Source organism: Spectribacter hydrogenoxidans, from assembly GCF_031846275.1.
Lineage (GTDB): Bacteria > Pseudomonadota > Gammaproteobacteria > Nevskiales > Salinisphaeraceae > Spectribacter > Spectribacter hydrogenoxidans.
The window spans coordinates 218,915-240,486 of the sequence record NZ_JAVRIB010000001.1 but is presented as its reverse complement, the minus strand read 5'-3'; the positions used below and the strand labels follow the sequence as shown (position 1 = coordinate 240,486).

Below are 21,572 nucleotides of genomic sequence, written 5' to 3'. Positions count from 1 at the left end.
TTACGGGGAATAAGACCGGTAATCCGGATTCGAGTTCCGGCTGGAGAGAAAATTTTTTATCGTTCCGGTTCAGGGGTTTGTGGCGGTGCCACAAACATTGACGGGTGGCGGCCGCACCCGGACCGCCGCTCTAGTGTGCCTGCTCCCAGCTTCGTCCAATGCCGGTATCCGCCACCAGTGGCACGGCGAGTGCCGCCACCGCGCACATGCGCTCGGCAATGCGCCCGGCCAAGGCCTCGGCCCCGTTCTCGGGGACTTCGAATACGAGCTCGTCGTGCACCTGCATGATCATCAGCGCATCCGCCGATTCGGCTTCGAGCCAGCCGTGGATGTCGATCATGGCCTTCTTGATCAGGTCCGCCGCGGTGCCCTGCAGGGGGGCGTTGATGGCAGTGCGCTCAGCGTACTGCCGGCGCTGGGCATTGCGGTCACGAATTTCGGGCAGATACAGGCGGCGGCCGAACAGGGTTTCCACGTAACCCTGTTCGCGGGCGGCCTCGCGGGTGTTGTCCATGAACCGACGGACCCCGGCGAAACGCTCGAAGAAGCGGTCGATATAGGCCCCGGCCTCGCCGCGTTCGATGCCCAGCTGGCGGGCCAGCCCGAACGCCGACATGCCGTACATCAGGCCGAAGTTGATCGCCTTGGCCGCCCGCCGCTGCTCGCCGGACACATCATTCAGCGGGGTGTCGAACACTTCCGCCGCGGTGGCGCGGTGAATGTCCTCGCCGTCACGGAAGGCGCGGATCAGCACCGGATCCTCGGACAGATGGGCCATGATCCGCAGTTCGATCTGGGAATAGTCCGCGGCGAGCAGGACGCGGCCTTCGGGCGCGATGAAGGCCTCGCGGATGCGCCGGCCGGTTTCGGTGCGAATCGGGATGTTCTGCAGGTTGGGATCGGATGACGACAGCCGGCCGGTGGCCGCCACCGCCTGCTGGTAGCTGGTATGCACCCGGCCGGTCGCGGGATTGACCTGCTCGGGCAGTTTGTCGGCATAGGTCGAGCGCAGCTTGGCCATTTCCCGCCAGTCCAGGATCAGGCGCGGCAGCGGGTGGCGATCGGCCAGCTCGCTGAGCACGTCCTCGGCGGTGGAGGGCGCCCCCTTGGGGGTCTTGCGCAGCACCGGCAGGTCCAGCTTGTCGAACAGGATCTTCTGCAACTGATTGGGCGAACCCAGGTTGAACGCCTCCCCGGCCTCCTCTAAGGCACGGGTCTGCAGCTCGGCCATGCGCTCGCCCATCTCGCCGCTGATGCGGCCGAGGAAATCGCTGTCGATGAGTACACCGTTGCGCTCCACGGTGGCCAGCACCGGCATCAGCGGCATTTCGATCTCGTGGAACAGTGCGGCCAGTTGCTTGTCCTGCGCCAGTTCCGGATACAGCCGCCGGTGCAGCTGCAGGGTGACGTCGGCGTCCTCCGCGGCGTAGGGTGCGGCTTCCTCCAGACCCACCTGATTGAAGGTGATCTGCTTGGCCCCCTTGCCGGCCACCTCCTCGAATTTGATGGTGCCGCGATCGAGGAACTTGCGCGCCAGCGAATCCATGTCGTGGCGGGTGGCCGTGCTGTTCAACACGTAGGACTCGAGCATGGTGTCGAAATCGCAGCCGGCGACGGTGACGCCCGCGCGCGCGAGCACGTTGATGTCGTATTTCAGATGCTGGCCGACCTTGGGCTGGTCGGGATCGGCGAGGATCGGCTCCAGCTGGTCCAGCACCCAGCCGCGGTCCAGCTGGTCGGGCGCACCCGGGTAGTCGTGGCCCACCGGCACGTACCAGGCCTCGCCCGGCGTGCAGGCGAACGACAGACCCACCAGATTGGCCTGCATCGGCTGCAGGCTGTCGGTTTCGGTATCGAAGCAGATCAGCTCGGCGGCGGCGAGCTGGTCGCGCATGGCGGCGAAAGCCTCGCGATCCAGCACCGTGTGGTAGTCCGCGGCCGGGGGCGGGTCGGTTGCCGATGGCGCTGCCGAGCCCGTCTCGCCCTCATCGAGTTCCCGCAGCCAGGCACTGAAATCGAAGCGCTGGTACAGTTCGGCCAGCGCTGCGGTATCCGGCTCGCCGCGTCGCAGGTCGGCTGGTCCCTCGTCGAGATCCAGTTCGCAGCGGATGGTGGCCAGATCCCGGTACAACGGCAGGTCGTCCAGCGCGGCTGTAAGATTCTTCGCCACCTTGCCGCCAATCTCCCCGGCGTGCGCGATGACGCCATCCAGCGAGCCGTACTCGTTCAGCCATTTGGAGGCGGTCTTGGGGCCGACCTTGGCTACGCCGGGGATATTGTCCGAACTGTCGCCGACCAGGGCCAGGTAATCGGCGATCAGCGTCGGCCCCACGCCGAACTTCTCCTGTACCCGGGCGATGTCCGTGCGCCGGTCCTGCATGGTATCGAGCAGCTCGATGCGTTCGTCGACCAGCTGCGCCATGTCCTTGTCGCCGGTGACGATCAGTACCGTCTCACCCGCTGCGGCCGCCCGTGTCGCCAGGGTGCCGATCACGTCGTCGGCCTCCACCCCGTCACGCTGGATCAACGGTAGGCCCAGGGCCCGGACGATGTCGCGAATGCCCTCGAACTGGGCTGACAGTTCCGGCGGTACCGGCGGACGGTTGGCCTTGTACTCGGCGTACAGGTCATTGCGGAAGGTCTTGCCGCGCGGGTCGAACACCACCACCACGCGCTCCGCGCCGTACTCGCGCAGCAGCTTGCGCAGCATGTTGGTCATGCCGTAGATCGCGCCGGTGGGCTCGTTGTCGCGGTTGGTCAGTGGCGGCAGCGCATGAAAGGCCCGGTATAGCCAGGAGGACCCGTCGACCAGGATGAGCGGGTCTTTTGGGGCTTGCTCGCTCATGATCCGGCAACGTGAACCGCGAACGACGCGATGGCATGCTGGTATCCGACTCGACCAATCATCCCTTTGCGCCCTTTGCGGTAAGCCCCGCGTTCAACGAGGCGACTGCCTGCTCGCCGCGCATCAGGTCGGCGATGGTTTCCCGCGAGCGCACCTCGTGCACGGCCTCACCGTCGACCAGCAGTTCCGGTGGCCGCGGCCGGCTGTTGTAGTTGGAGGCCATGGCAAAGCCGTAGGCGCCGGCGGAACGCACCGCCAGCAGGTCGCCCTCGGCCAGGCTCAGTTCGCGGTCCCGGCCCAGCCAGTCGCCGGTCTCGCAGACCGGGCCGACCACGTCCCAGTTGCGGGTGTTCCCGCCGGCGCTCCTGTCCACCGGCACGATCGCTTGCCAGGCGTCGTAGAGCGCCGGCCGCAGCAGGTCATTCATGGCGGCGTCGACGATGGCGAAATTCTTGTGCTCACCGGGCTTGAGCAGTTCCACCCGGGTGAGCAGGATGCCGGCATTGCCAACCAGCACGCGGCCGGGCTCTACCAGCAGTTCTAGGTCGCGGTCGGCGACCAGTTCGCGCACCGCGGTGGCGTAATCGGCGGGGGACGGCGGGGTCTCGTCACGGTAGGTGATGCCCAGCCCGCCGCCGACGTCGAGGTGACGAATGGTGATGCCCTGGTCGGCCAGCCGGTCGATCAGCGCCAGCATGCGCGACACCGCATCGCGAAACGGATCCAGGCGCGTGAGCTGCGAGCCGATGTGGCAGTCGGCGCCGACCACCGCGACGTGCGGCAGGGCCGCGGCCTCCCGATAGACCGCTTCTGCCCGTGCGATGTCGATGCCGAACTTGTTTTCCTTGAGACCGGTGGCGATATAGGGGTGAGTGCCGGCGTCGACGTCCGGATTGACCCGCAGCGACACCGGCGCGATGACGCCCAGCTCGCCGGCAACCCGGTTCAGCCGTTGCAGTTCGCTTTCCGATTCCACGTTGAAGCAGCGGATACCGGCTTCCAGCGCCCGGGCCATCTCGTCGGCCCGCTTGCCCACGCCGGAAAACACCACTTTCGCCGGATCGCCGCCGGCGGCCAGCACCCGTTCCAGTTCGCCCACCGACACGATGTCGAAGCCGCTTCCCAGGTCGGCCAGCAGCCCCAGAATGGCCAGGTTCGAGTTGGCCTTGACCGCGTAGCAGATCAGATGGGGATGGCCTGCTAGCGCGTCGTCGAACACCTGATAGTGACGACGCAGGGTGGCGGCGGAGTAGACGTAGCAAGGGGTGCCGAAGCGGGCTGCGATATCGCCGAGGTCCACGTCTTCGGCGAGCAGGCGATCGCCGCGGTACTGGAAATGATCCATGCCGGCTATTCCTGGCTGGCCTGTTCGCCGGGGTTGTTTTCTTCGTCCGGCAGGTAGAGATCACCCTTCTGGCCGCAGCCAGCGGCCAGAAGGGTGATGATCAGCAGTAATGCGGTAACCGGGCGCGACACGGGCGGCTTCCCTGATTCAGGCAGCCGCAGAGTCTACCCGAGCAATGCCTTGCCGTGATGCCGCAGGTGGTCTTCCATGAAGGTGGCAATAAAGAAGTAGCTGTGGTCGTAGCCGGGCTGATGACGCACGCTCACCTCGATGCCGGCCGCCTTGGCGGCGTCTTCCAGCAGTTCCGGCCGCAGCTGTTCCTCCAGGAAGCCGTCGTCCAGGCCCTGATCGATCAGCGGGGCCGGCCCTGGAAAGCGTTTGCCGTCCTCCACCAATGCGGTGGCGTCGTAATCCCGCCAGGCCGCACGATCGTCGCCGAGGTAGCCGCCCAGTGCCTTGTGCCCCCAGGGCACCTGACCGGGGGCAACGATCGGCGAGAAGGCGGATACCGAGGCGTAACGATCCGCGTTTCGCAGACCGATCACCAGCGCCCCGTGTCCGCCCATGGAATGACCCATGATCGAGGCCTTGTCGCTGACGGTGGCGGCAAACTCGGACTTGATCAGCGCAGGCAATTCCTCGACCACGTAATCGTACATGTTGTACTTGCCGGCCCAGGGTGGCTGGGTGGCATTGACGTAGAAGCCGGCGGCACTGCCGAAGTCGTAGCTATCGTCCTCGCCCGGCAGGTTGTGGCCGCGGGGGCTGGTGTCCGGCGCGATCAGCGCCAGACCCAGTTCCGCCGCCACCCGCTGTGCACCAGCCTTGTTGACGAAATTCTCGTCGGTACAGGTCAGGCCGGACAGGTAGTAAACCGCCGGCACCGGGCCCTGTTCCGCCTGCGGCGGCAGGAACACGGCGAAGGTCATGGTGCAGTCGCAGACCTTCGACTCGTGGGTGTAGCGGCGCTGCCAGCCGCCGAAGCACTTGTGTGCGTCGATCTGTTCCATCGACTCGAGCTCCTCTGGGTCGGGATCAGAAATGGATGACGGTGCGGATGCTCTTGCCCTCGTGCAGCAGATCGAACGCTTCGTTGATCTGCTCCAGCTTCATGTTGTGGGTCACGAAGCTGTCGAGGTCGATGTGGCCGCACATATAGCTGTTCACGAAGCCGTTGAGATTGCGCCCCTTGACGCCGCCGAACGCGGAGCCGGTCCACTCACGGCCGGTCACCAACTGGAACGGGCGGGTGGAGATTTCCTCCCCGGCCCCGGCCACGCCGATCACCACCGACTTGCCCCAGCCCTTGTGGCAGCACTCGAGCGCCGAGCGCATGACCTGGACATTGCCAATGCATTCGAAGGAGTAATCCACGCCGCCGTCGGTCATGTCGACGATGACCTCCTGGATCGGACGATCGTAGTCCTTGGGATTGACGCACTCGGTGGCGCCCATCTGCTTGGCCAGCTCGAACTTGGACGGGTTGATGTCGATGGCGATGATGCGCCCAGCCTGGGCCATGACCGAGCCCTGGATGGCCGCCAGCCCGATTGCTCCCAGACCGAAGATGGCCACGTTGGAGCCCGGCTCCACCTTGGCGGTGTTGCGCACCGCGCCGATGCCGGTGGTCACACCACAGCCCAGCAGGCAGACCTTGTCCAGCGGGGCGTCCTTGCTGACCTTGGCCAGGGACACGCCGGCCACCACTGAGTACTCCGAGAAGGTCGAGCAGCCCATGTAGTGGTGCAGCGACTTGCCGTTGGTGGAGAAGCGCGAGGTGCCGTCCGGCATCACGCCCTTGCCCTGGGTCTCGCGCACCGAACTGCACAGGTTGGTCTTGCCCGACTTGCACAGCTTGCACTCGCCGCAGTCGGCGGTATACAGCGGGATCACGTGGTCGCCCGGCGCCACGGACGTCACGCCCTTGCCGACTTCCTCGACGATGGCGCCGCCCTCGTGACCGAGTACGCTGGGGAAATTGCCTTCCGGATCGGCGCCGGACAGGGTGAATGCGTCGGTATGGCACACGCCGGTGGCGACATTGCGCACCAGCACTTCGCCGGCCTTCGGGCCCTCGACGTCGATTTCCGTAACTTCCAGCGGTTTGCCTGCCTCCCAGGCGACAGCTGCGCGTGATTTCATCGTTAACCTCCGTTGTCGTGGTTGGTTGGCCCGGCAATCGGATGGCCGGCCTGGCAACCGGCGACGCGTGTCTCCGGCTGCAGCCCGCCCGTGGGCCGCTCGCATCCTGTCTTGTTTTTTGTGTATCGTCGCCACCGGCACCGGGACCGCGCGTGGGCCCGGCGAACGGGGCATCGGCCCCAGGACACCGGCCCGGTCACCGAAGACCCAGTTTACGCCCATCCCGGGTGGGGATCACAATCCGGCCGGGCCGGAAGCACGGAATTCTCATGCTCGAATCAGTGGTTGTCGAACCGCGTGGCGCGCATCGCGCCAGTATTATCTGGCTGCACGGACTGGGTGCCGATGGCCATGATTTCCAGCCGGTGGTGCCGGAACTGGGGTTGCCCGCGGATGCCGGGGTGCGCTTCATCTTTCCGCATGCCCCGGTGCGCCCGGTCACGCTCAACAACGGCATGGCCATGCGGGCCTGGTACGACATTGCCAGCCTGGACGTGAGCGCGCGCGAGGATGCCGAGGGCATCGAAGCCTCCCGGTCGGAGGTGGAAACCCTGATCGCCGCCGAGCGCGAGGCCGGCATTCCGGCGGGCGCGATCGTGCTGGCCGGCTTTTCCCAGGGCGGCGCGATTGCCCTCCATGCCGCCCTGCGTCATCCCGAGCGTCTGGCGGGGGTGATGGGGTTGTCCACCTACCTGCCGCTGCGCGACCGCCTGGCCGGCGAGGTCAGCGGCGCCAACCGAGACCTGCCCGTTTTCATGGCTCATGGCAGTCTCGACCCCATGCTGCCGCAGCAGCTCGGGGAGATGAGCCGCGATCATCTGCAGGCGGCGGGCTACACGGTCGCCTGGCACAGTTATCCGATGCAGCATCAGGTCTGCCTGGAGGAAATCCGGACGATCGGGGCGTGGCTGCGGGGAGTATTGTCGATCGCGGGGAACTGAACGGGCCCGCAGCCTGTTCTTTCCCCATGCTCCAGTGGTTGCAGGAATTGATCATCGCCTACGGCTACCTGGCCGTGGCGATCGGCTGCTTCTTCGAGGGTGAAACCAGCCTGCTGCTGGGCGCGATTGCCGCACAACAGGAGGTGATCTGGTTCCCGGGGGTGCTGCTGGCCGGTCTGATCGGCACGGTGATCGGCGACAACGCCTGGTTCTACCTCGGGCGTTACACCGGCAAGCCGTTCATCGCCCGCCGCCCGCGCTGGAAGGCGCGGGCGCGCTATGCGGGGCGGCTGCTGGACCGCTACGGGGCCGGCCTGATCATCGGCCTGCGCTTTTTCTACGGTCTGCGCTCGGTGATGCCGTTCGTGATCGGGGCTGCCCGGGTGTCGCCGCTGAAATTCTTCATCTACGACTTCATCGGCACCCTGATCTGGCTGACCGTGATCGGACTGCTGATGTATTTCCTGGGGTCGGCGGTGGGCCGCGCCCTCACCGCCCTGCAGAGCGATCGCGGCGGGATCACCCTGCTGATTGCCGGACTGGTGTTGTTTGCGGTGTTTGCCGCGCTGTTCGCCTGGCGGGTTCGCCTGGACCGCCGGGTGCGGAGGCCCGAATCCTAGGACTTTTCCTAGGGCCGTTCTATCGAGAACAGCAGGTCACCTCCCGAATGCGCCCCGGTGGACTCGGTCTGGATGCGCCATAACGGCGTCAGCGTATAACGCAGCCGCAGGGTCGATACCGGCTCGAACAGTCCCACCCCGTAGTTCACGTACAGCCGGGGCGTCAGCCACTTCCCCACCATCAGCGCCGCCTGTTCGCCGGTGGTGCCGGGCGCGCTGTCGATCCCGATCTCGTCCAGCCCCAGTCGGTCGCCCACGCTCTTGACCAGGGTGTTGCCGCCCTTGAGGCCCAGCGCCAGCGCCGCGCGCGACACTAGGCTGGTTTCCGAGGAGGACGCGCCGTCCAGCGGCCGGCCCAGCAGCAGCCACGACAACTGTTCCGACTGGCCCATGCCGGGTTCCGAGTAGAGCGTGAAGTCGGGCGTGCGCAGATTGCCGCGCACCTGCACGCCCACCAGCACGTCTGTTGCCGGCCGTCGCACCGCCCGTACATCGAGCCCGGGCTGGGTGACCGGCCCGCCGGCAAACAAAACCCGTCCGCGCTGGATATCCAGGTCCTGCCCGTAGGCCTTGTAGCGGCCCTCGGTGACGCGCAGCTCGCCGGTGCCGGTGGCCGGGTCGCCGGGTCGCTGTTTCACTGCCAGGCTGCCGGCGATGTCGGCGGTCAGGCCGAAACCCTCGAAATGCACGGCATCGCCCAGCACCAGCGTCACGTCGGCATGAAGAGCCCGGCCCGCGGCGCCCGGCTCATTTTCCGCGCTGACGATGACCTGATCATCCGAGACCGTCACCGCGCTGCCCGCGGGCAGGTTGCGGGGAGTGATGTCGGCCTCGGGCACGGTGACCGTCCCGGTTACGTCGATGCGATCGGCCCCGACACCTACCTGCAACTCGGGTGACACCAGCACCCGGGCATCGCGGGTATCCAGGGCCAGGAAGCGCTCGCCCTGGACGGACAGCGCCACGGTGGGGCCGTCGCCGCCGAAGCCGATGGTGCCGTCGGCGTTGACCGTGCCCTCGCCCGAGGTGGCGCTGGCGTCCAGCTGTACCTGGTTGCCCTGCCCGACCAGTGCCGCGCGCACAGCGGTCAGTTCCAGTCCGGGGGTCACCAGCGCCACGCGATCGGCCTCCAGCGCCAGTTCGCCGACCACTTCCGGGGTGGTCAGGCTGCCGGCCAGACTCAGCTGGCCCTGCAGGCCGCCGTCGAAGTGTTCCACTTCATCGGTCAGGCGAGTGATCACGGTCAGATCCGGCACCGATACGTCAATGGTGCCGGATAGCGGCCCGTCGGCAAGGCCGGTTTCCGCGTCGCCGGCGTTGACCGCCAGCGCTACCCGGCCGCCGGCGGTCAGGGGTAGCTCGCCGTCCACTGTCAGCCGGTTGTCCTGCAGCCCGGCGGTAATCTGGCCGGCCTCGAAACCCAGCAGGGTCAGGTCGTTGCCGTCGGCATCGGTGGCCGACACCGCGCCAGCTGAGGTGGTCACCCGCAGGTTGACGTCGGGTTGGCCATCGCGGATGCGCGCTTCGCCATCGGCGTCCATGGTGCCGGTGATCGCCAGGTCCGGGGGTAGCCAGGGCCCGACCAGCGCCAGCGCGGCATTGCTTATCGATACGCTGCCGGTCAGGTCGCTGCCGTCGCGTTCGCCGGCTAGGCACAGACGGGCGTCGCCGCCGGTCAGGCAGGTTTCTGACAGGGACTGGATCTGCGCGCTTATGCGGCCCCCGGCAGTGCCCGCCAGCGTGAACGTTGGTAGCTGGTCGTAGGACAGGTCGAGCTGCTCCAGCGTGAAGGCCCAGTCGGTATCGGCCAGCGCGCCGGTCAGGCCCAGGTCGGCCTCCAGCTGTGGGCCGGTTACAGCCAGTTGCAGCTGATGCTTGGCGGGGGTGCCGTCGCCGATGAGGGCCACCGAATCCAGCGTCTGGCCGCCGGCCTGCAGGTCGGTGAGCTGCAGATCCAGCCGGGAGCGGGTCTGCCCGCTACGGTCGATGTCGGCGCGCAGTGTAAGCGACGCGAGTTCGTTGCCGGCGGCTTCAAGATCGCTGCCGCTGAGATCGGCGCTGATCCGCAGTGCCTGCAGCGTACCGCTGACCCGGCCTTCGCCCACGGCGGCGCCGTCCAGCGCGGCACCGAACGGGGCCAGCGTGTTCAGTGCCGGCGCGTCCAGTGTCCAGTCCAGGGACGAGGCTGTTTGCGCCAGCCCCAGGCGTCCATTCGCGGTGAGGAGGTTGCCGCCAGCTTCCAGCAACAGGCGGTCGAGGTCGATGCGGTCGGGCCGGTAGCCGGCCGCGGCATCCACCCGCACCGGCACCTCACGCAGCTGCCCGTCCACCGCCAGGGTTTCCACCCGCGCAGTGAGCGTGCCATCCGGCATGGCCGCAGTGGCGTGCAGGTCCAGCGACAGATTGCCCGGCCAGGCGGTCTGGATGGCACCGGGGTTGACGTTGTCGCCGGTCAGCCGCAGCTCGGCATCCAGCGCCGGTGCCCAGGCCACCCGGGCCTCGCCTGTCACCCGGCCGGGGCCGCCGGAGACGGCGATGGTGGACAGCTGCAGCGAGGACAGGTCTCCGGTGCCGGCCAGCTGCAGGCGGCCGGCATCCTGCTCCGGCAGTTGCCAGCCCAGGTCGGCGTCGAGCCGGTAATCATCGAGTTGACCGGCCACCTCGATCGATCCGGCGTCGCTGCGCGCGGTCGGCTCGCCGGTCAGCGGCCACTGCAGGTTCTGCCATTGCAGGCGCACGTCCAGCGGTGTCCCCTCGGTCAGCGCCACCCGGCCGTCCGCGGTGAGTTGGCCGGCCATGTCGGGGCTGGTCAGCCGCAGGGTCTCCAACCGGATTCGAGTTGGCGCCACGCTGGCCGCCAGTTCCAGCCGGGCGCGGCCGTGGGCCTCGCTGTCGCCGGTGATCCAGCCTTCCACGCTCAGGTCGGTGAGCGGGCCGCTGGCGTCGAGCTCGGCGTCCACGCCCGCGGGTGGCAGGTCGGCCCGGATGGCCGCGACGTCCGTCTGGTTCAGGCGCACGGTGGCGTCTAGGGCGGCGTCGTCGAGCAATTGTGTCAGGACCACTTCGGCGCGGGCGTTATAGGGTGCGGCGACGGTCTGATCGATGGCCAGGCGTTCCAGCAGATCGCCGGCAATACGGGTCTGGCCGCCGATCGGCGCTAGATCGGGGGCCCGCAGGGTCCAGTCAAGACTGGCTTCCACCGCAAACGGCCGGACCGGGGTGAGGCGCAGGCTGCCGTCGGCATCGGCCAGCGGTGCTCGCAGTGTGAGAGTGTCGATCTGCCACTGCTGATTGTCGAGTTGTGCGCGCAGTTCGGCGCGATCCAGCCGGATCGGCTCGGCATCCGGCTGCGAGCGATAGGCGACGTCACGGATCGCCAGGCGCTCGATCACTACCCGCAACGGCAGTTCGATGCGCTCGGGCAGCTCGGTCGGGGTGTCGCTGTCGTCGGCCGGCGGGGTCTCGTCCGGTTGGGTGGTGATGCTGATGCCGCTGCCTTCCAGTGCCTTCACGCGAAGTTCGCCCTGCCACAGTCGGCTGGGCTGCCAGGCCAGACGCAGGCGCTCGGCGTCCAGCTCGAGGCCGGGCACGTCCACTGCAAGTCCGCTGACCGCCACCTCGTCCAGCAACCGGCCCTCGACCGAGGCGATCTGGATGCCTTGGGGCAGATAGGGTTCCCCCATCGACCAGGCCCAGCGCAGGCCGGTCTGGGTTCCGGCCACGAACGCCGCCAGCCCTGCCACGAGCAGCAGCAGGCCGGCGAGGCCCAGGAACAACCATGTCAGCCAGCGTGCCATTTACAGATCTGGTCCCAGGCTGAAGTGAAAGCTGAAGTCGCTGTCCGGGTCGTCGAGCGGATGTGCGAAATCCACCCGCAGCGTGCCGATCGGCGACAGCCAGCGGAACCCCACCCCGACCCCGCGCTTCAAGTCGAAACCGGTGGTGGGTGAGGCATCGCCGGCATCGAAGAACACGGCGGCGCCGAACTGCTTGTAGAACAGGTATTCGGCCTCGATGCTGGCCACCGCCAGGTACTGGCCGCCGGTGTTCTCGCCCGCGGCGTTCTTGGGCCCGATCTCCTGATAGCCGTAACCACGCACGCTGCGGTCGCCACCGGCATAGAAGCGCTGCGACGGTGGCAGCGCACTGAAATCGTTGGTTTCCGTGCCGGCCAGTTCGCCGCGGGTGAGCAGTCGTGCCCGGTCGCCGAGGGGCACCACCAGCGCCGCGGTGAGCTTGGCCTGGATGAAGTCGGCGGAGGAGACCAGCGCCTCGGTGCCGCCATGCACGTCCAGCGACAGGCTGATGCCCTGTCGGGGGCGCAGGAGGTCGTCGGCCTGCTTGAGACTGAGGGTGGCGCCGGGATAAAGCAGATCGGAACTGCGACGGCCGTTGCCGAGATCGAAGCTTTCCCGCTCCAGGTTCAGGTACAGACGCCGCCGCCCCTTGGCCCAGCCGTCCTCGCGGGAGGCGGACAGCCGGAACTGGTCGGTGCGCACGTCGCCGATCTCCTCCTGGGTGGCGGTGGCCCCGAAGCTCAGCCGATCCTCCAGCACGTTGTCGATGGGGATGTCGTAGCGGGCCGACAGACTCTGCTTGATCTCGGATAGTCGCAGATCGGTACGCAGCTGATGGCCGCGCCGGTTCAGCCGGCGGAATTCCGCCCCCAGCCCCAGCCGGGCCCCGGTGTCCGTGCCATAGCCGATGCTGGTGGAATACCGTCGTGGCTTGCGTGGCTCGGTGCTCACCCGAACCGGTACCTGCGGCGAGGGATCGGTGTCCGGCTGGTCCAGCAGATTCTCGCGCTGGGCCTCGATCTGCACCTGCTCGAAGTAGTCGGTGTCGCCCAGCGCCAGTTGCAGGTCGATCAGCCGCTCGGCATTGAACGGGGTGCCGGACTCGAAGGGCACGTAGCGCTGAACAAAGTCCGGGTCCAGGATGTCCTGCTCGATCTCGATCGGCCCGAAGTAGTAGCGCGGGCCGGTGTCGAGCACCAGTTCGATGTCGGCCTCGGCCTGTTCCGGCTGCACCCGGATGGTCGCGGCCCGGTAACCGGCGTCGAGAAAACCGGCGTCATAGGCCGTCCCCAGCAGGGCCGACTTGGTCGCCTCGTAGTGACGGTGGTCGAGCTGCTTGCCGGCGCGCAGCTTGCTGTCGGCCAGCGCCTGCTTCACCGCGGGCAGGTCGGCCCCTTCGCCGACTGCATCGAGCTTGAGGTCGGTCACCAGGGTGGCCGGGCCCGGGTCTACCCGGTAACGGGCCTGCCACTGGTCGTCCTGCCGGGTCAGTTCAGCCTCGATGTCGGGCGCGTAGTAGCCGAATGGTTGCAGGGACTGGCGGATTTCGCCGCTGGCCAGCCGATGCAGCCGGCGAACGCGGGCCTCGTCGCGTTCCCGGGTGGGTTTGTCGTCAATGGTCAGGAATGCTCGTGCGTTGTCCGCCAGTTCCCCCTCGATCCCTTCGAGGGTCACCGAGACGTCGTCGGCACGCACGGGGCCGCACAATGCCAGCAGTGCCACGGCTGCGCACACCGCCCGCCGGCATGGCGGGCTGCTTTCCGCAGGCGGGCGCCTCAAGGGGAGCCGGCGTCGAGCTGCAGCGGTACGTCCGGCAGATCGGTGTCGGCCGGCCCAAATCCCAGAATCCGGCCGTAGAACGCCAGTTCCGCCCCGATGGCGGTGCGGATGTTGGCTGCGGCCCGGAAGCCGTGGCGTTCCTCCGGAAATGTAATGTAAGCGGCCAGCACACCCTGCCGGCGCAGCGCGGCCACCATGGTCTCGGCCTGGTCCGGGGGCACTACCTTGTCCTGCAGGCCCTGCAGAAACAGGACCGGGCAGGTAAGGCGATCGGCGTGGTGCAGCGGAGAGCGGTCGCGCAGCAGGGCCGGGTCCTCGCCGATCAGACGCAGCAGATAGCGGGATTCGAACTTGTGGGTGGAGGCCAGCAGGCGCTCGAGGTCACCGATTCCGTAATAGCTGGTGCCCGCAGCGGCGATCTCGGCAAAGGTCAGCACCGACAGCACGGTATAGCCGCCGGCCGACGAGCCGCTTATCACCACGCGATCCGGGTCCGCTAGCCCCTGGTCGGCGAGGAAGCGGGCGCCGTTCACACAGTCGGCCACGTCGGCCACGCCCCAGGCGCCGTACAGGGCTTCGCGGTAGGCGCGGCCATAGCCGACGCTGCCACGGTAGTTGACGTCGAGTACGGCGAAACCGCGCGAGGTCCAGAACTGGATGCGCGGGTCCAGCGCGGTCACGGTAGCGCCGGTCGGCCCGCCGTGGCACTTGATCAGCAGCGGCGGCCGTTCGCCGCCCGGCACCTGCCAGTCGGGGTGGCGTGGCGGGTAGTAGAGCGCGTGCGCCTCGGCGTCGTCGGCGGTCGGGTAGCGGATGGCGTCCGGGGTGGACAGCACGGCTTCTGGCCAATCGCTGTCGGCGCTGGCCCGCAGTCGCTGCAGGCCGCTGCCGTCCGCATTCAGAGTGCACAGCGTGGGCGCGGTGGTGGCGCTGCCGCCGATGAAGGTCAGCCGGCCGCCGCTCGCGCGCAACTGTTCCAGATGGGTGAAGGGCAGATCGAAAGTGCGCAGTCGACCGCTGTCGCGGGCCACGGTCACCAGCGCGGCAAAGCCGTCGCGGCTGACCACCGCGTAAAGCCCGCCGTCGTCATCGAAGGCGACCGTGCTCTGACCGAATATCCATTGCGGCACGCCGAACTCGGCGGTTTCGTGCGAGACCGGCACCAGCCCGTCCCCGGTATGTCGGCAGATATTCCACCAGCCGGAGGCGTCCGACACCACATGCAGGCTGCCGTCCGGCGCGAAGATCGGCTGGAACAGGGATTCGGCCGGCCCACCGGCCAGGGCCACCGGCTCGCTGTCGCCGGCGAGGTCGAGTTGCCACAGGGTGGTGCCGTCCCAGGGCATGTTGGGATGGTCCCAGCTCAGCCACACCAGCCGCCGCCCGTCCGCCGACAATCGCGGGCTGGCGATGAAGTCGGGCCCGGACGCTAGTGTCCGGATGGCGCCGTCCTCGCTGATGGCCACCAGCGAGGCTCGGGGTTCCGGGGCGGCGTCGTGATCTTCGCAGACCGCGATCAGGCGCCGGCGGGGGCGATCCACCTGCAGATCGGCAAAGCTCAGGCCGCGATCCGGCGGGGTCAGGCGCGTCACGGTGCCGTCGGCATCAACACGATGGATGCACTGATCCTCGCTGTTGACGAACCACAGCGTCGGTCCGTCCAGCACGAAGGCGCCGCCACCGTACTCGTGCACGGCCGAGCGTACATCGAACGGGGCCGGCACCAGATCCCGCGTGCCGCGCTCATCCGCCAGCACCACGGTGGTGCGCCCACCCTCGTCCGGCCGTCGCTCGGTCCACGCCACGGCGCCGTCGGCGGTCATCGCGGTCTGGCCGAGCTTGAGGCCGGCAGCCGCCACGGTCTCGGTGCCGACCGGCGAGGGCCATTCGCCGCAGGGCCGGGGCGTTGTCATGACCACGTCCACTCCTGTTCCACGTCCCCGCCCGGTTGGCCGCCAGGGCCGAACGAGCGTTCCCGCATGTGCATCCGGCCGTCCGCACGTCGCAGCAGCACTGTCGATGCCCGGGTGCCGTACTGCTCGCCCCGGATGAACATCGGACTCAGCAGCCGTTCGGTCGCCAGGCCCACCCCGGTATCGGGCAGCGCGGCATCCGGTGCCGGGGTGGTATCGGCCAGCATTGCCAGCAGCTCGTCCGTGTCGATGTCCGGCGGCGCCAGTGCGCTGCGCAGGGCGCTGGCGGCTCTTTCGGTCTTGGGCCAGCTATCGCCCCACCGTCCGTTCGACAGCGCGTGAATTCCGGGGGTTACTCCCTGGACACCGGCATCGTCACGATTGTTCAAATAGAACAGGTCGTCGGCGTCCCCGATCAGCAGGTTGAAGCCCGGAAATTCATGGCGCCGGGACCAGATGGTCTCGGCATGATCCCGCGCACAATCCCCGCCGGCGAGGTAATCCGCCACCAGGGCGCCGCGGGAACGCGGCCCGCCCGCGGCGCCGGGTTCCCGCAGATTGGTCACCGCGGCGAAACGCCCCTGGTGATCGGCGGCGCACCAGGCACCGCCGGCCTGGCGGTCGCGGCCGCCGATAACACCCGGCGCATCCGGCCAGACGTGCAGGGGCGCAGTGTCGCGGGCGTGAAACTCGTCGCGGTTGGCGGCGAGCACCAGATCGTGAACCGGGTGCACGCGCCAGGCGAATGCAATCAGGCACATGGGAGGCGTCGTCTCCGGGGCGTCGCGTGGGCTGTCATCCCCGGTCGGGACACAGCATCATCGGCTGCATAGCCTAGCAGGGCTGCTGCGGGCTGACGGATGCGGCGGCGCAACATGACGGCGTGATACCATCGCGAAGGGGATTTGGCGGGCAATGTGACAACAATGAGTCAGAATCATCCGGTCCCGGATGGACACCGTGTGGTGATCATCGGCGGCGGTTTCGGTGGGCTGTTCGCAGCGCAGTCGCTGGGCAAGTCCGGCTACGACGTAACGCTGCTGGACAAGCGCAATTTCCACCTGTTTCAGCCGCTGCTCTACCAGGTAACCGCCGGGACGCTGACCACCGGCGACATATGCGTGCCGCACCGCGTACTGCTGCGTCGCTACAAGAATGTTCGCGCGCTGATGAGCACCGCCTACGACGTCGACCCGCAGGCGCGCACCGTGCGCCACGAGTTCGGCGAGGTGGGCTACGACACCCTAATCGTGGCCACCGGCGTGAAGCATCACTACTTCGGCAACGACGACTGGGCCGAATACGCCCCCGGGCTGAAGACCATCGAGCACGCCCTGCGCATGCGCCGCCGCATTTTCAATGCCTTCGAAATGGCCGAACTTGAAGCTGATGCCGAGCGCCGGCGGGAATGGTTGACGTTCGTGATCGTCGGCGGCGGCCCCACCGGGGTGGAACTGGCCGGTGCGGTAGGCGAATTGGCCAACCGCACCATGGTGGGCGACTTCCGCGCGGTGGACCCGCGCGATGCCCGCATTCTGCTGGTGGAGGGGGCGGATCGGGTATTGCCGACCTACCCCGAGGCCCTGTCCCGCCGCGCGCAGGAAATGCTCGAGGAACTGGGCGTCACCGTGGTCCGTTCGACCATGGTCGAGGACATCGGCGAGGGCAGCGTCCGCATGAAAGGTCCGGATGGCAGCGAGACGGTGTCGGCCCGCACGGTGCTATGGGCGGCGGGCGTGCGGGCCTCGTCGTTCGGCGTCCGGCTGGCCGAGCGCACCGGTACCGAGCCGGATCGCGGCGGGCGCATGCGCGTGAACGATGATCTCTCCCTGCCCAACCATCCGGATATCTTCGTGATCGGCGACCTGGCCCGCTGCAACGATGCCAACGGTCGCGACGTGCCCGGCCTGGCCCCAGCGGCGATCCAGCAGGGCGAATACGTGGCCAAACTGCTCAAGCGCCGGGCCAAGGGTAAGCCGGACAAGCCGTTCAAGTACACCGACAAGGGCACCATGGCGGTGATCGGCCGTAACCGCGCGGTGGGCGACCTCAACGGCTTCAAGGTGTGGGGCTTTCCGGCATGGCTGCTGTGGGTGTTCGTGCATATCTACGCGCTGATCGGCAACGAGCGCCGTCTGCGCGTGATGCTGCAGTGGATCTGGAAGTACTTCACCCGCAAGACCGGCGACCGCCTGGTGACCGGACGGCCGGCGAAAACCCACGAGATTCAGCATCGGCACGAGACCGGCTAGGCCTGTCCGATTCGCGCCGGGCTAGCTGAGCAATCGCAGCGTGAACGGGTAGCGGTAGGCCTCGCCGCGGCTGGCCCGCACAGCGGCCAGAATCATGGTCACCACCCAGATGATGGCCAGAATCACCAGGGCGATGACGGCCAGCACCGGGATGATCACGGTCCACACCAGGACCAGTGACAGGGTGACCGCGATGATGCTCCAAAGGGAAAAGGAAATCTGGAAGTTCACCGCTTCCCGGCCCTGATCGTCGACGAAGGGGTTGCCCTCGCGCTTTATCAGCCACAGGGCCAGTGGCCCCAGAATATGGCCGAAGGGAACCACCAGGCCCACGAAGCCGAGCAGGTGGCAGCCCACCGCCAGGTTGTTCTGGTTGTGGTCGCCGCCGTTGGCGTGAGTGATCTGGTTCATCTTGTGGTCCCGGATGCGTTTGAGCGCATTATCCGGGTGATCCGGCCCCGGAATCCAGCGATCGCGACGGCCCGGCGGTGCCCAGCCCGAAGTAGGCGTCGAGCAGGCGGTAGAGGTCGGGATGTGCGCGGGCCAGGTCGGCCCCGTTCTGTACGTAGGTTTCCACCGCCACGGCAAAGAATTCCGCGGGGTTCTCGCTGCCATAGGGGTCGAGCACCGGCGAGCCCGTTTCGCGCAGGTCGTCGAAGTGCTCGCGCATCACCGTCGACCATTCCCGGTAGTCATCCATCGGCGGGGCGCCGGTGGTATCGGGGCGGTCGAAATCCAGCTGGTGGGCAAATTCGTGCACCACCACGTTGACCGGGTCGCCCTCGAGCGCGGCCTGAACGTCGGACCAGGACAGCACCACCCGGCCGGCGTCCCAGGCCTCCCCCGCCAGCAGGTCGGGCTCGTCGTCCACCAGTCCCAGTTCGTCCGGCGCCTCGTGGTGCACCCAGAAGGCGTCCGGATACACCACGATGTCGCGCACGGCGGGATAACCGTCGGCATCGGGCTGCAGGCGTAGCAGGCAGGCCTGCGCGGCGATGGCCACGCGGCAGGCTTCATCCATCACGAACCCGCCGGCGCCGTGGAATCGGGTGTCGGCCAGGAAGGCCGCGACCCGGTCAGCCAGACGGTCGCGCAGCAACGGCGTCAGGGGCGGCAGTCCGGGGGCAATATCGGCGAGCGCCTGTTGCTGCGCCGGGGTCAGCCGGGCGGCGGCGCCACGGCGTTGCCGGCGGCGCTCATGCCAGGGATGGACCAGCAGCCAGAGCGCGAAACCGATCGCCAGGACGACCAGGCTCCAGCCGGCCAGTTCGGCGACGGTCACGAGCGGACGTCCGCCGGGCTATTCGTTGGCCACGCCGTGCGGCACGTGGCCGGCGGCGACGTGCTCGGCGGCGGCGCCGACGTGGGTCTGCTGATCGTCGAAGAAGATGTCGGCGCCGAAGGCCCGCAGGAATTCGCCCTTGGCCATGCCGCCCAGGAACAGCGCCTCGTCGATGCGGATGTTCCACGCCCGCAGGGTGCGGATCACCCGCTCGTGGGCCGGGGCCGAACGCGACGTCACCAGGGCGGTGCGGATGGGGCAGTCGTGCTGGCCGAACTCCGCCTGGATGCGGCACAGCGCTTCCAGAAAGCCCTTGAACGGGCCGCCGGAAAGCGGCTCGTTGGCGGCGCTGACCTCGCTGCGGGCGAAGGCGGCCAGGCCCTGTTCCTTGAAGATGCGCTCGGCGTCGTCGGAGAACAGCACCGCGTCGCCGTCGAAGGCGATCTTCAGCGCGCCGGGGTCGCCGCTGGTGCGGCGCCGGCTGGGCACGATGGTGGCGGCGGCGTAGCCGGCGTCCAGTGCTGCCCGGACGTCATCCGGATCGGCCGACAGAAACAGTTGTGCCCCGAACGGCGCGACGTAGCGGTAGGGCGAGCCCCCGCTGGTGAACGCGGCCCGGGTGATGTCCAGCTCGTGATGATTGATGGAGTTGAACACCCGCAGCCCGGTATCGGCGCTGTTGCGCGACAGCAGGATGACCTCCACCCGCTGGCGCGAATCCTCGTTCAGGCCGAGCAGCTTGCGGGCCAGCGCAAATGCCACCCCGGGTTCCAGCACATCGTTCTCGTGCTCGATCTGGTAGCGGCAATAGGCCTCGCGGCCCTGCTGCTCGAATACCTCGTGCGAGGCTTCGAGATCGAACAGGGCGCGCGAGGACAGCGCGATGACCAGTTTGTCGGGGGCGGTGGGTGCCATTGGCGTCATGGTAGCCAATGGCGCCCCCGATTGTCCTGATTAACCCGGAAGCCGAAAGTGGAAGATGCCCCAGCAGAGATTGCCAGCGCGACCGTTGTCCACCCAGTGGCCCAGCCCGGTGATCATGTTGTCGAGATAGGTCTGGCTGATGGTGCCCAGCAACTCGTCGTAGCGGGACTCGAGTTCCTGCTTGACCCGCCCGTAGTGGCGCGGCAGCTGCTCGGAATGGTCCTCGAATGCCACCTTCTCGAAGCCGAGTTCGCCCAGTTTGCGCTCGTAGAACTGCGGTGAGCCCATGCTTTCCAGCTGGATGCGGTCGAGCACCGGTTGCAGCTGGTCGCGGGTGGCGTTCTCGGTTTCCATCGGATCTGTGAAGATCAGTTCGCCGCCCGGTTTGAGCACGCGCTTGATCTCTTCCATCACCTTGTCGCGGTTGCCGCTGTGCAGGAACGAGTCCTGCGACCAGGCAATGTCGAACGAGTTGTCCTCGTAGGGGATGCTCTCGAAATTGCCGTCGACCACGGTCACCTGGTCACTCAGGCCGGCATCGGCGTTCTGCTGACGCGCGCGCTGGTTCTGTACTTCGGACAGGTTCAGCGACACCACGTGGCAGCCGAACTTGGCGGCCACGTAGCGGGGTGAGCCGCCATAGGCACCGCCCAGGTCGATCGCCCGGCTGTCGGCGGTGGCCGAAAGCCGGTCGGCCATGGCGGCCACCGTGCGGCGGCTGGCATCGCGGATGGGTTCCACCTCGTCCTGGTACAGACCGATGTGGATGTCCTCACCGCCCCACACCGTGTAGTAGAAGGTGTCGGCGTCGTCGCTGTTGTAGTAACTGCGCGCGGTCTGAACGACCTCGGAATATTCACTGGCCGCCATCTTGGTCCTCCTCGTCTTCGGTCCATGCCTTCTGCGCGACGTGGATGAAGAAATCCGGGTCGTAATGCTTGTACGACTCCTGGAAATCCCCGTAGGTGTCGATCTGCTGGAAACCGGCCTCGCGCATCAGGCCGCGCACATAGTCCCGGCGCAGCGGGAACATGTTCAGGTGAAATACCGAACCGTCGGCAAAGGTATAGCGGAAGCGTGCCAGACCCTCGTCCACGTGCTCGGGCTCGGCCTTCACGTCGTCGCCGCAGTAATAGTACTGGTGGCTGGGGCCATCGCCCTGATTGTCCAGCAGGGCATCGTAGTTGCGCTGGTCGAGGATCAGGATGCCGTCGTGCGCCAGCACCGAGTAGAACTCGGCCAGCACGCGATGACGCTGGTTTTCATCAAACAGATGCGTGAACGAGTTGCCAAGACAGATGATGGCATCGTAGCGGCCGACGATATCGCGGCTCAGCCAGCGCCAGTCGCTGTGCACGGTGCGCAGGATCATGCCCCGCTTGCGGCCATTGGCGAAGGCCTTGGCCAGCATGTTGGGGCTGCCGTCCACGCTCACCACGTCGAAACCGGCTTCCTGGAGCCGCACCGAGTGGAAGCCGGTGCCGGCCGCCACGTCCAGGACGTGCTTGGCGCCATGCTGACGCAGGACGTCGATGAAGAAATCGCCCTCGCTGGCAGCGCGTCCGTCCCAGTCGATCAGGTCATCCCAGCGCTCGGCAAAGCCCTTGATGTACTCGTCCTGATAGTGGCCGCTTTCGCGAACCTCGAGCGGCTCCTCGCCGAATTCCTGTTCCTGGTTGGCCATGGTGGCCACGTTCTGCTCGTTGCCCATATCGATAATGTCCCAGAGTTG

The 21,572-nt window shown here is 67.4% G+C and carries 17 protein-coding genes; 3 read left to right on the top strand and 14 right to left on the bottom strand.

The window, feature by feature from the left end; translation table 11 throughout:
• Positions 1–130: 130 nt before the first annotated feature.
• From polA to RM532_RS01095, 5 genes are read right to left on the bottom strand one after another with little or no spacing between them, the layout of a single operon-like run.
• Positions 131–2,845, bottom strand: a complete 2,715-nt coding sequence (gene polA / locus RM532_RS01115; protein WP_311651257.1) for a DNA polymerase I — start codon at positions 2,843–2,845, stop codon at positions 131–133.
• 58 nt (positions 2,846–2,903) lie between these two features.
• Positions 2,904–4,190, bottom strand: coding sequence for a diaminopimelate decarboxylase (lysA, locus tag RM532_RS01110; protein WP_311651256.1), 1,287 nt, complete (start codon positions 4,188–4,190; stop codon positions 2,904–2,906).
• Between the two features lie 5 nt (positions 4,191–4,195).
• Positions 4,196–4,321, bottom strand: a complete 126-nt coding sequence (gene lptM / locus RM532_RS01105; protein ID WP_311651255.1) for an LPS translocon maturation chaperone LptM — start codon at positions 4,319–4,321, stop codon at positions 4,196–4,198.
• A 33-nt stretch (positions 4,322–4,354) separates the two neighbouring features.
• Positions 4,355–5,200 (bottom strand): S-formylglutathione hydrolase, encoded by an 846-nt coding sequence (fghA, locus tag RM532_RS01100; RefSeq protein WP_311651254.1) that lies wholly within the window; start codon positions 5,198–5,200, stop codon positions 4,355–4,357.
• 25 nt (positions 5,201–5,225) lie between these two features.
• Entirely contained in the window at positions 5,226–6,332 is a 1,107-nt protein-coding gene (locus RM532_RS01095) for an S-(hydroxymethyl)glutathione dehydrogenase/class III alcohol dehydrogenase (protein ID WP_311651253.1), read from the bottom strand.
• Positions 6,333–6,601: 269 nt separating this feature from the next.
• Here RM532_RS01095 and RM532_RS01090 point away from each other — a divergent pair, with 269 nt between their 5' ends.
• Both RM532_RS01090 and RM532_RS01085 read left to right on the top strand, forming a co-directional pair.
• Entirely contained in the window at positions 6,602–7,273 is a 672-nt protein-coding gene (locus RM532_RS01090) for an alpha/beta hydrolase (protein ID WP_311651252.1), read from the top strand.
• A gap of 26 nt (positions 7,274–7,299) precedes the next feature.
• A complete protein-coding gene (locus RM532_RS01085; RefSeq protein ID WP_311651251.1) occupies positions 7,300–7,893 on the top strand; it encodes a DedA family protein in 594 nt (197 codons plus the stop codon).
• An 8-nt stretch (positions 7,894–7,901) separates the two neighbouring features.
• On the opposite strand, the gene RM532_RS01080 is transcribed toward RM532_RS01085, so the two are convergent.
• The 4 genes from RM532_RS01080 to RM532_RS01065 are packed head-to-tail and all read right to left on the bottom strand — an operon-like array spanning position 7,902 to position 16,143.
• Positions 7,902–11,690 carry a translocation/assembly module TamB domain-containing protein gene (locus RM532_RS01080; protein WP_311651250.1) on the bottom strand — a complete coding sequence of 1,263 codons (3,789 nt, stop codon included), beginning with the start codon at positions 11,688–11,690 and terminating at the stop codon, positions 7,902–7,904.
• Positions 11,691–13,412 carry an autotransporter assembly complex protein TamA gene (locus tag RM532_RS01075; protein WP_311651249.1) on the bottom strand — a complete coding sequence of 574 codons (1,722 nt, stop codon included), beginning with the start codon at positions 13,410–13,412 and terminating at the stop codon, positions 11,691–11,693.
• 53 nt (positions 13,413–13,465) lie between these two features.
• Positions 13,466–15,382 carry a S9 family peptidase gene (locus tag RM532_RS01070; protein ID WP_311651248.1) on the bottom strand — a complete coding sequence of 639 codons (1,917 nt, stop codon included), beginning with the start codon at positions 15,380–15,382 and terminating at the stop codon, positions 13,466–13,468.
• Entirely contained in the window at positions 15,379–16,143 is a 765-nt protein-coding gene (locus RM532_RS01065; RefSeq protein ID WP_311651247.1) for an NRDE family protein, read from the bottom strand. Before RM532_RS01065 ends, RM532_RS01070 begins: the two co-directional genes overlap by 4 nt.
• A gap of 165 nt (positions 16,144–16,308) precedes the next feature.
• On the opposite strand from RM532_RS01065, the gene RM532_RS01060 reads away from it, so the two are divergent.
• Complete coding sequence (locus RM532_RS01060) at positions 16,309–17,634, top strand: NAD(P)/FAD-dependent oxidoreductase (RefSeq protein WP_311651246.1); 1,326 nt, start codon at positions 16,309–16,311, stop codon at positions 17,632–17,634.
• A 21-nt stretch (positions 17,635–17,655) separates the two neighbouring features.
• Here the strand turns inward: RM532_RS01060 and RM532_RS01055 are convergent, their stop codons facing one another.
• From RM532_RS01055 to RM532_RS01035, 5 genes are read right to left on the bottom strand one after another with little or no spacing between them, the layout of a single operon-like run.
• Positions 17,656–18,045: a DUF4870 domain-containing protein gene (locus RM532_RS01055; protein ID WP_311651245.1), complete on the bottom strand. Its 390-nt coding sequence runs from the start codon at positions 18,043–18,045 to the stop codon at positions 17,656–17,658.
• Positions 18,046–18,073: 28 nt separating this feature from the next.
• Positions 18,074–18,916, bottom strand: coding sequence for a M90 family metallopeptidase (locus RM532_RS01050; protein ID WP_311651244.1), 843 nt, complete (start codon positions 18,914–18,916; stop codon positions 18,074–18,076).
• Between the two features lie 18 nt (positions 18,917–18,934).
• Entirely contained in the window at positions 18,935–19,831 is an 897-nt protein-coding gene (locus RM532_RS01045; RefSeq protein ID WP_311651243.1) for a 5'-nucleotidase, read from the bottom strand.
• 39 nt (positions 19,832–19,870) lie between these two features.
• Entirely contained in the window at positions 19,871–20,710 is an 840-nt protein-coding gene (locus RM532_RS01040; protein ID WP_311651242.1) for an SAM-dependent methyltransferase, read from the bottom strand.
• On the bottom strand, positions 20,697–21,551 hold the full coding sequence (locus RM532_RS01035; RefSeq protein WP_311651241.1) for a glycine/sarcosine N-methyltransferase: 855 nt from the start codon (positions 21,549–21,551) through the stop codon (positions 20,697–20,699). Before RM532_RS01035 ends, RM532_RS01040 begins: the two co-directional genes overlap by 14 nt.
• Between the last annotated feature and the right edge of the window lie 21 nt (positions 21,552–21,572).

Coding starts and splice junctions, on each gene's coding strand:
- RM532_RS01080 (WP_311651250.1), bottom strand. CDS start 11,690: ATGGCACGCTGGCTGACATGGTTGTTCCTGGGCCTCGCCGGCCTGCTG.
- RM532_RS01065 (WP_311651247.1), bottom strand. CDS start 16,143: ATGTGCCTGATTGCATTCGCCTGGCGCGTGCACCCGGTTCACGATCTG.
- RM532_RS01060 (WP_311651246.1), top strand. CDS start 16,309: ATGAGTCAGAATCATCCGGTCCCGGATGGACACCGTGTGGTGATCATC.
- RM532_RS01095 (WP_311651253.1), bottom strand. CDS start 6,332: ATGAAATCACGCGCAGCTGTCGCCTGGGAGGCAGGCAAACCGCTGGAA.
- RM532_RS01040 (WP_311651242.1), bottom strand. CDS start 20,710: ATGGCGGCCAGTGAATATTCCGAGGTCGTTCAGACCGCGCGCAGTTAC.
- RM532_RS01035 (WP_311651241.1), bottom strand. CDS start 21,551: ATGGGCAACGAGCAGAACGTGGCCACCATGGCCAACCAGGAACAGGAA.
- RM532_RS01090 (WP_311651252.1), top strand. CDS start 6,602: ATGCTCGAATCAGTGGTTGTCGAACCGCGTGGCGCGCATCGCGCCAGT.
- polA (WP_311651257.1), bottom strand. CDS start 2,845: ATGAGCGAGCAAGCCCCAAAAGACCCGCTCATCCTGGTCGACGGGTCC.
- lysA (WP_311651256.1), bottom strand. CDS start 4,190: ATGGATCATTTCCAGTACCGCGGCGATCGCCTGCTCGCCGAAGACGTG.
- fghA (WP_311651254.1), bottom strand. CDS start 5,200: ATGGAACAGATCGACGCACACAAGTGCTTCGGCGGCTGGCAGCGCCGC.
- RM532_RS01070 (WP_311651248.1), bottom strand. CDS start 15,382: ATGACAACGCCCCGGCCCTGCGGCGAATGGCCCTCGCCGGTCGGCACC.
- RM532_RS01045 (WP_311651243.1), bottom strand. CDS start 19,831: ATGGCACCCACCGCCCCCGACAAACTGGTCATCGCGCTGTCCTCGCGC.
- RM532_RS01085 (WP_311651251.1), top strand. CDS start 7,300: ATGCTCCAGTGGTTGCAGGAATTGATCATCGCCTACGGCTACCTGGCC.
- RM532_RS01055 (WP_311651245.1), bottom strand. CDS start 18,045: ATGAACCAGATCACTCACGCCAACGGCGGCGACCACAACCAGAACAAC.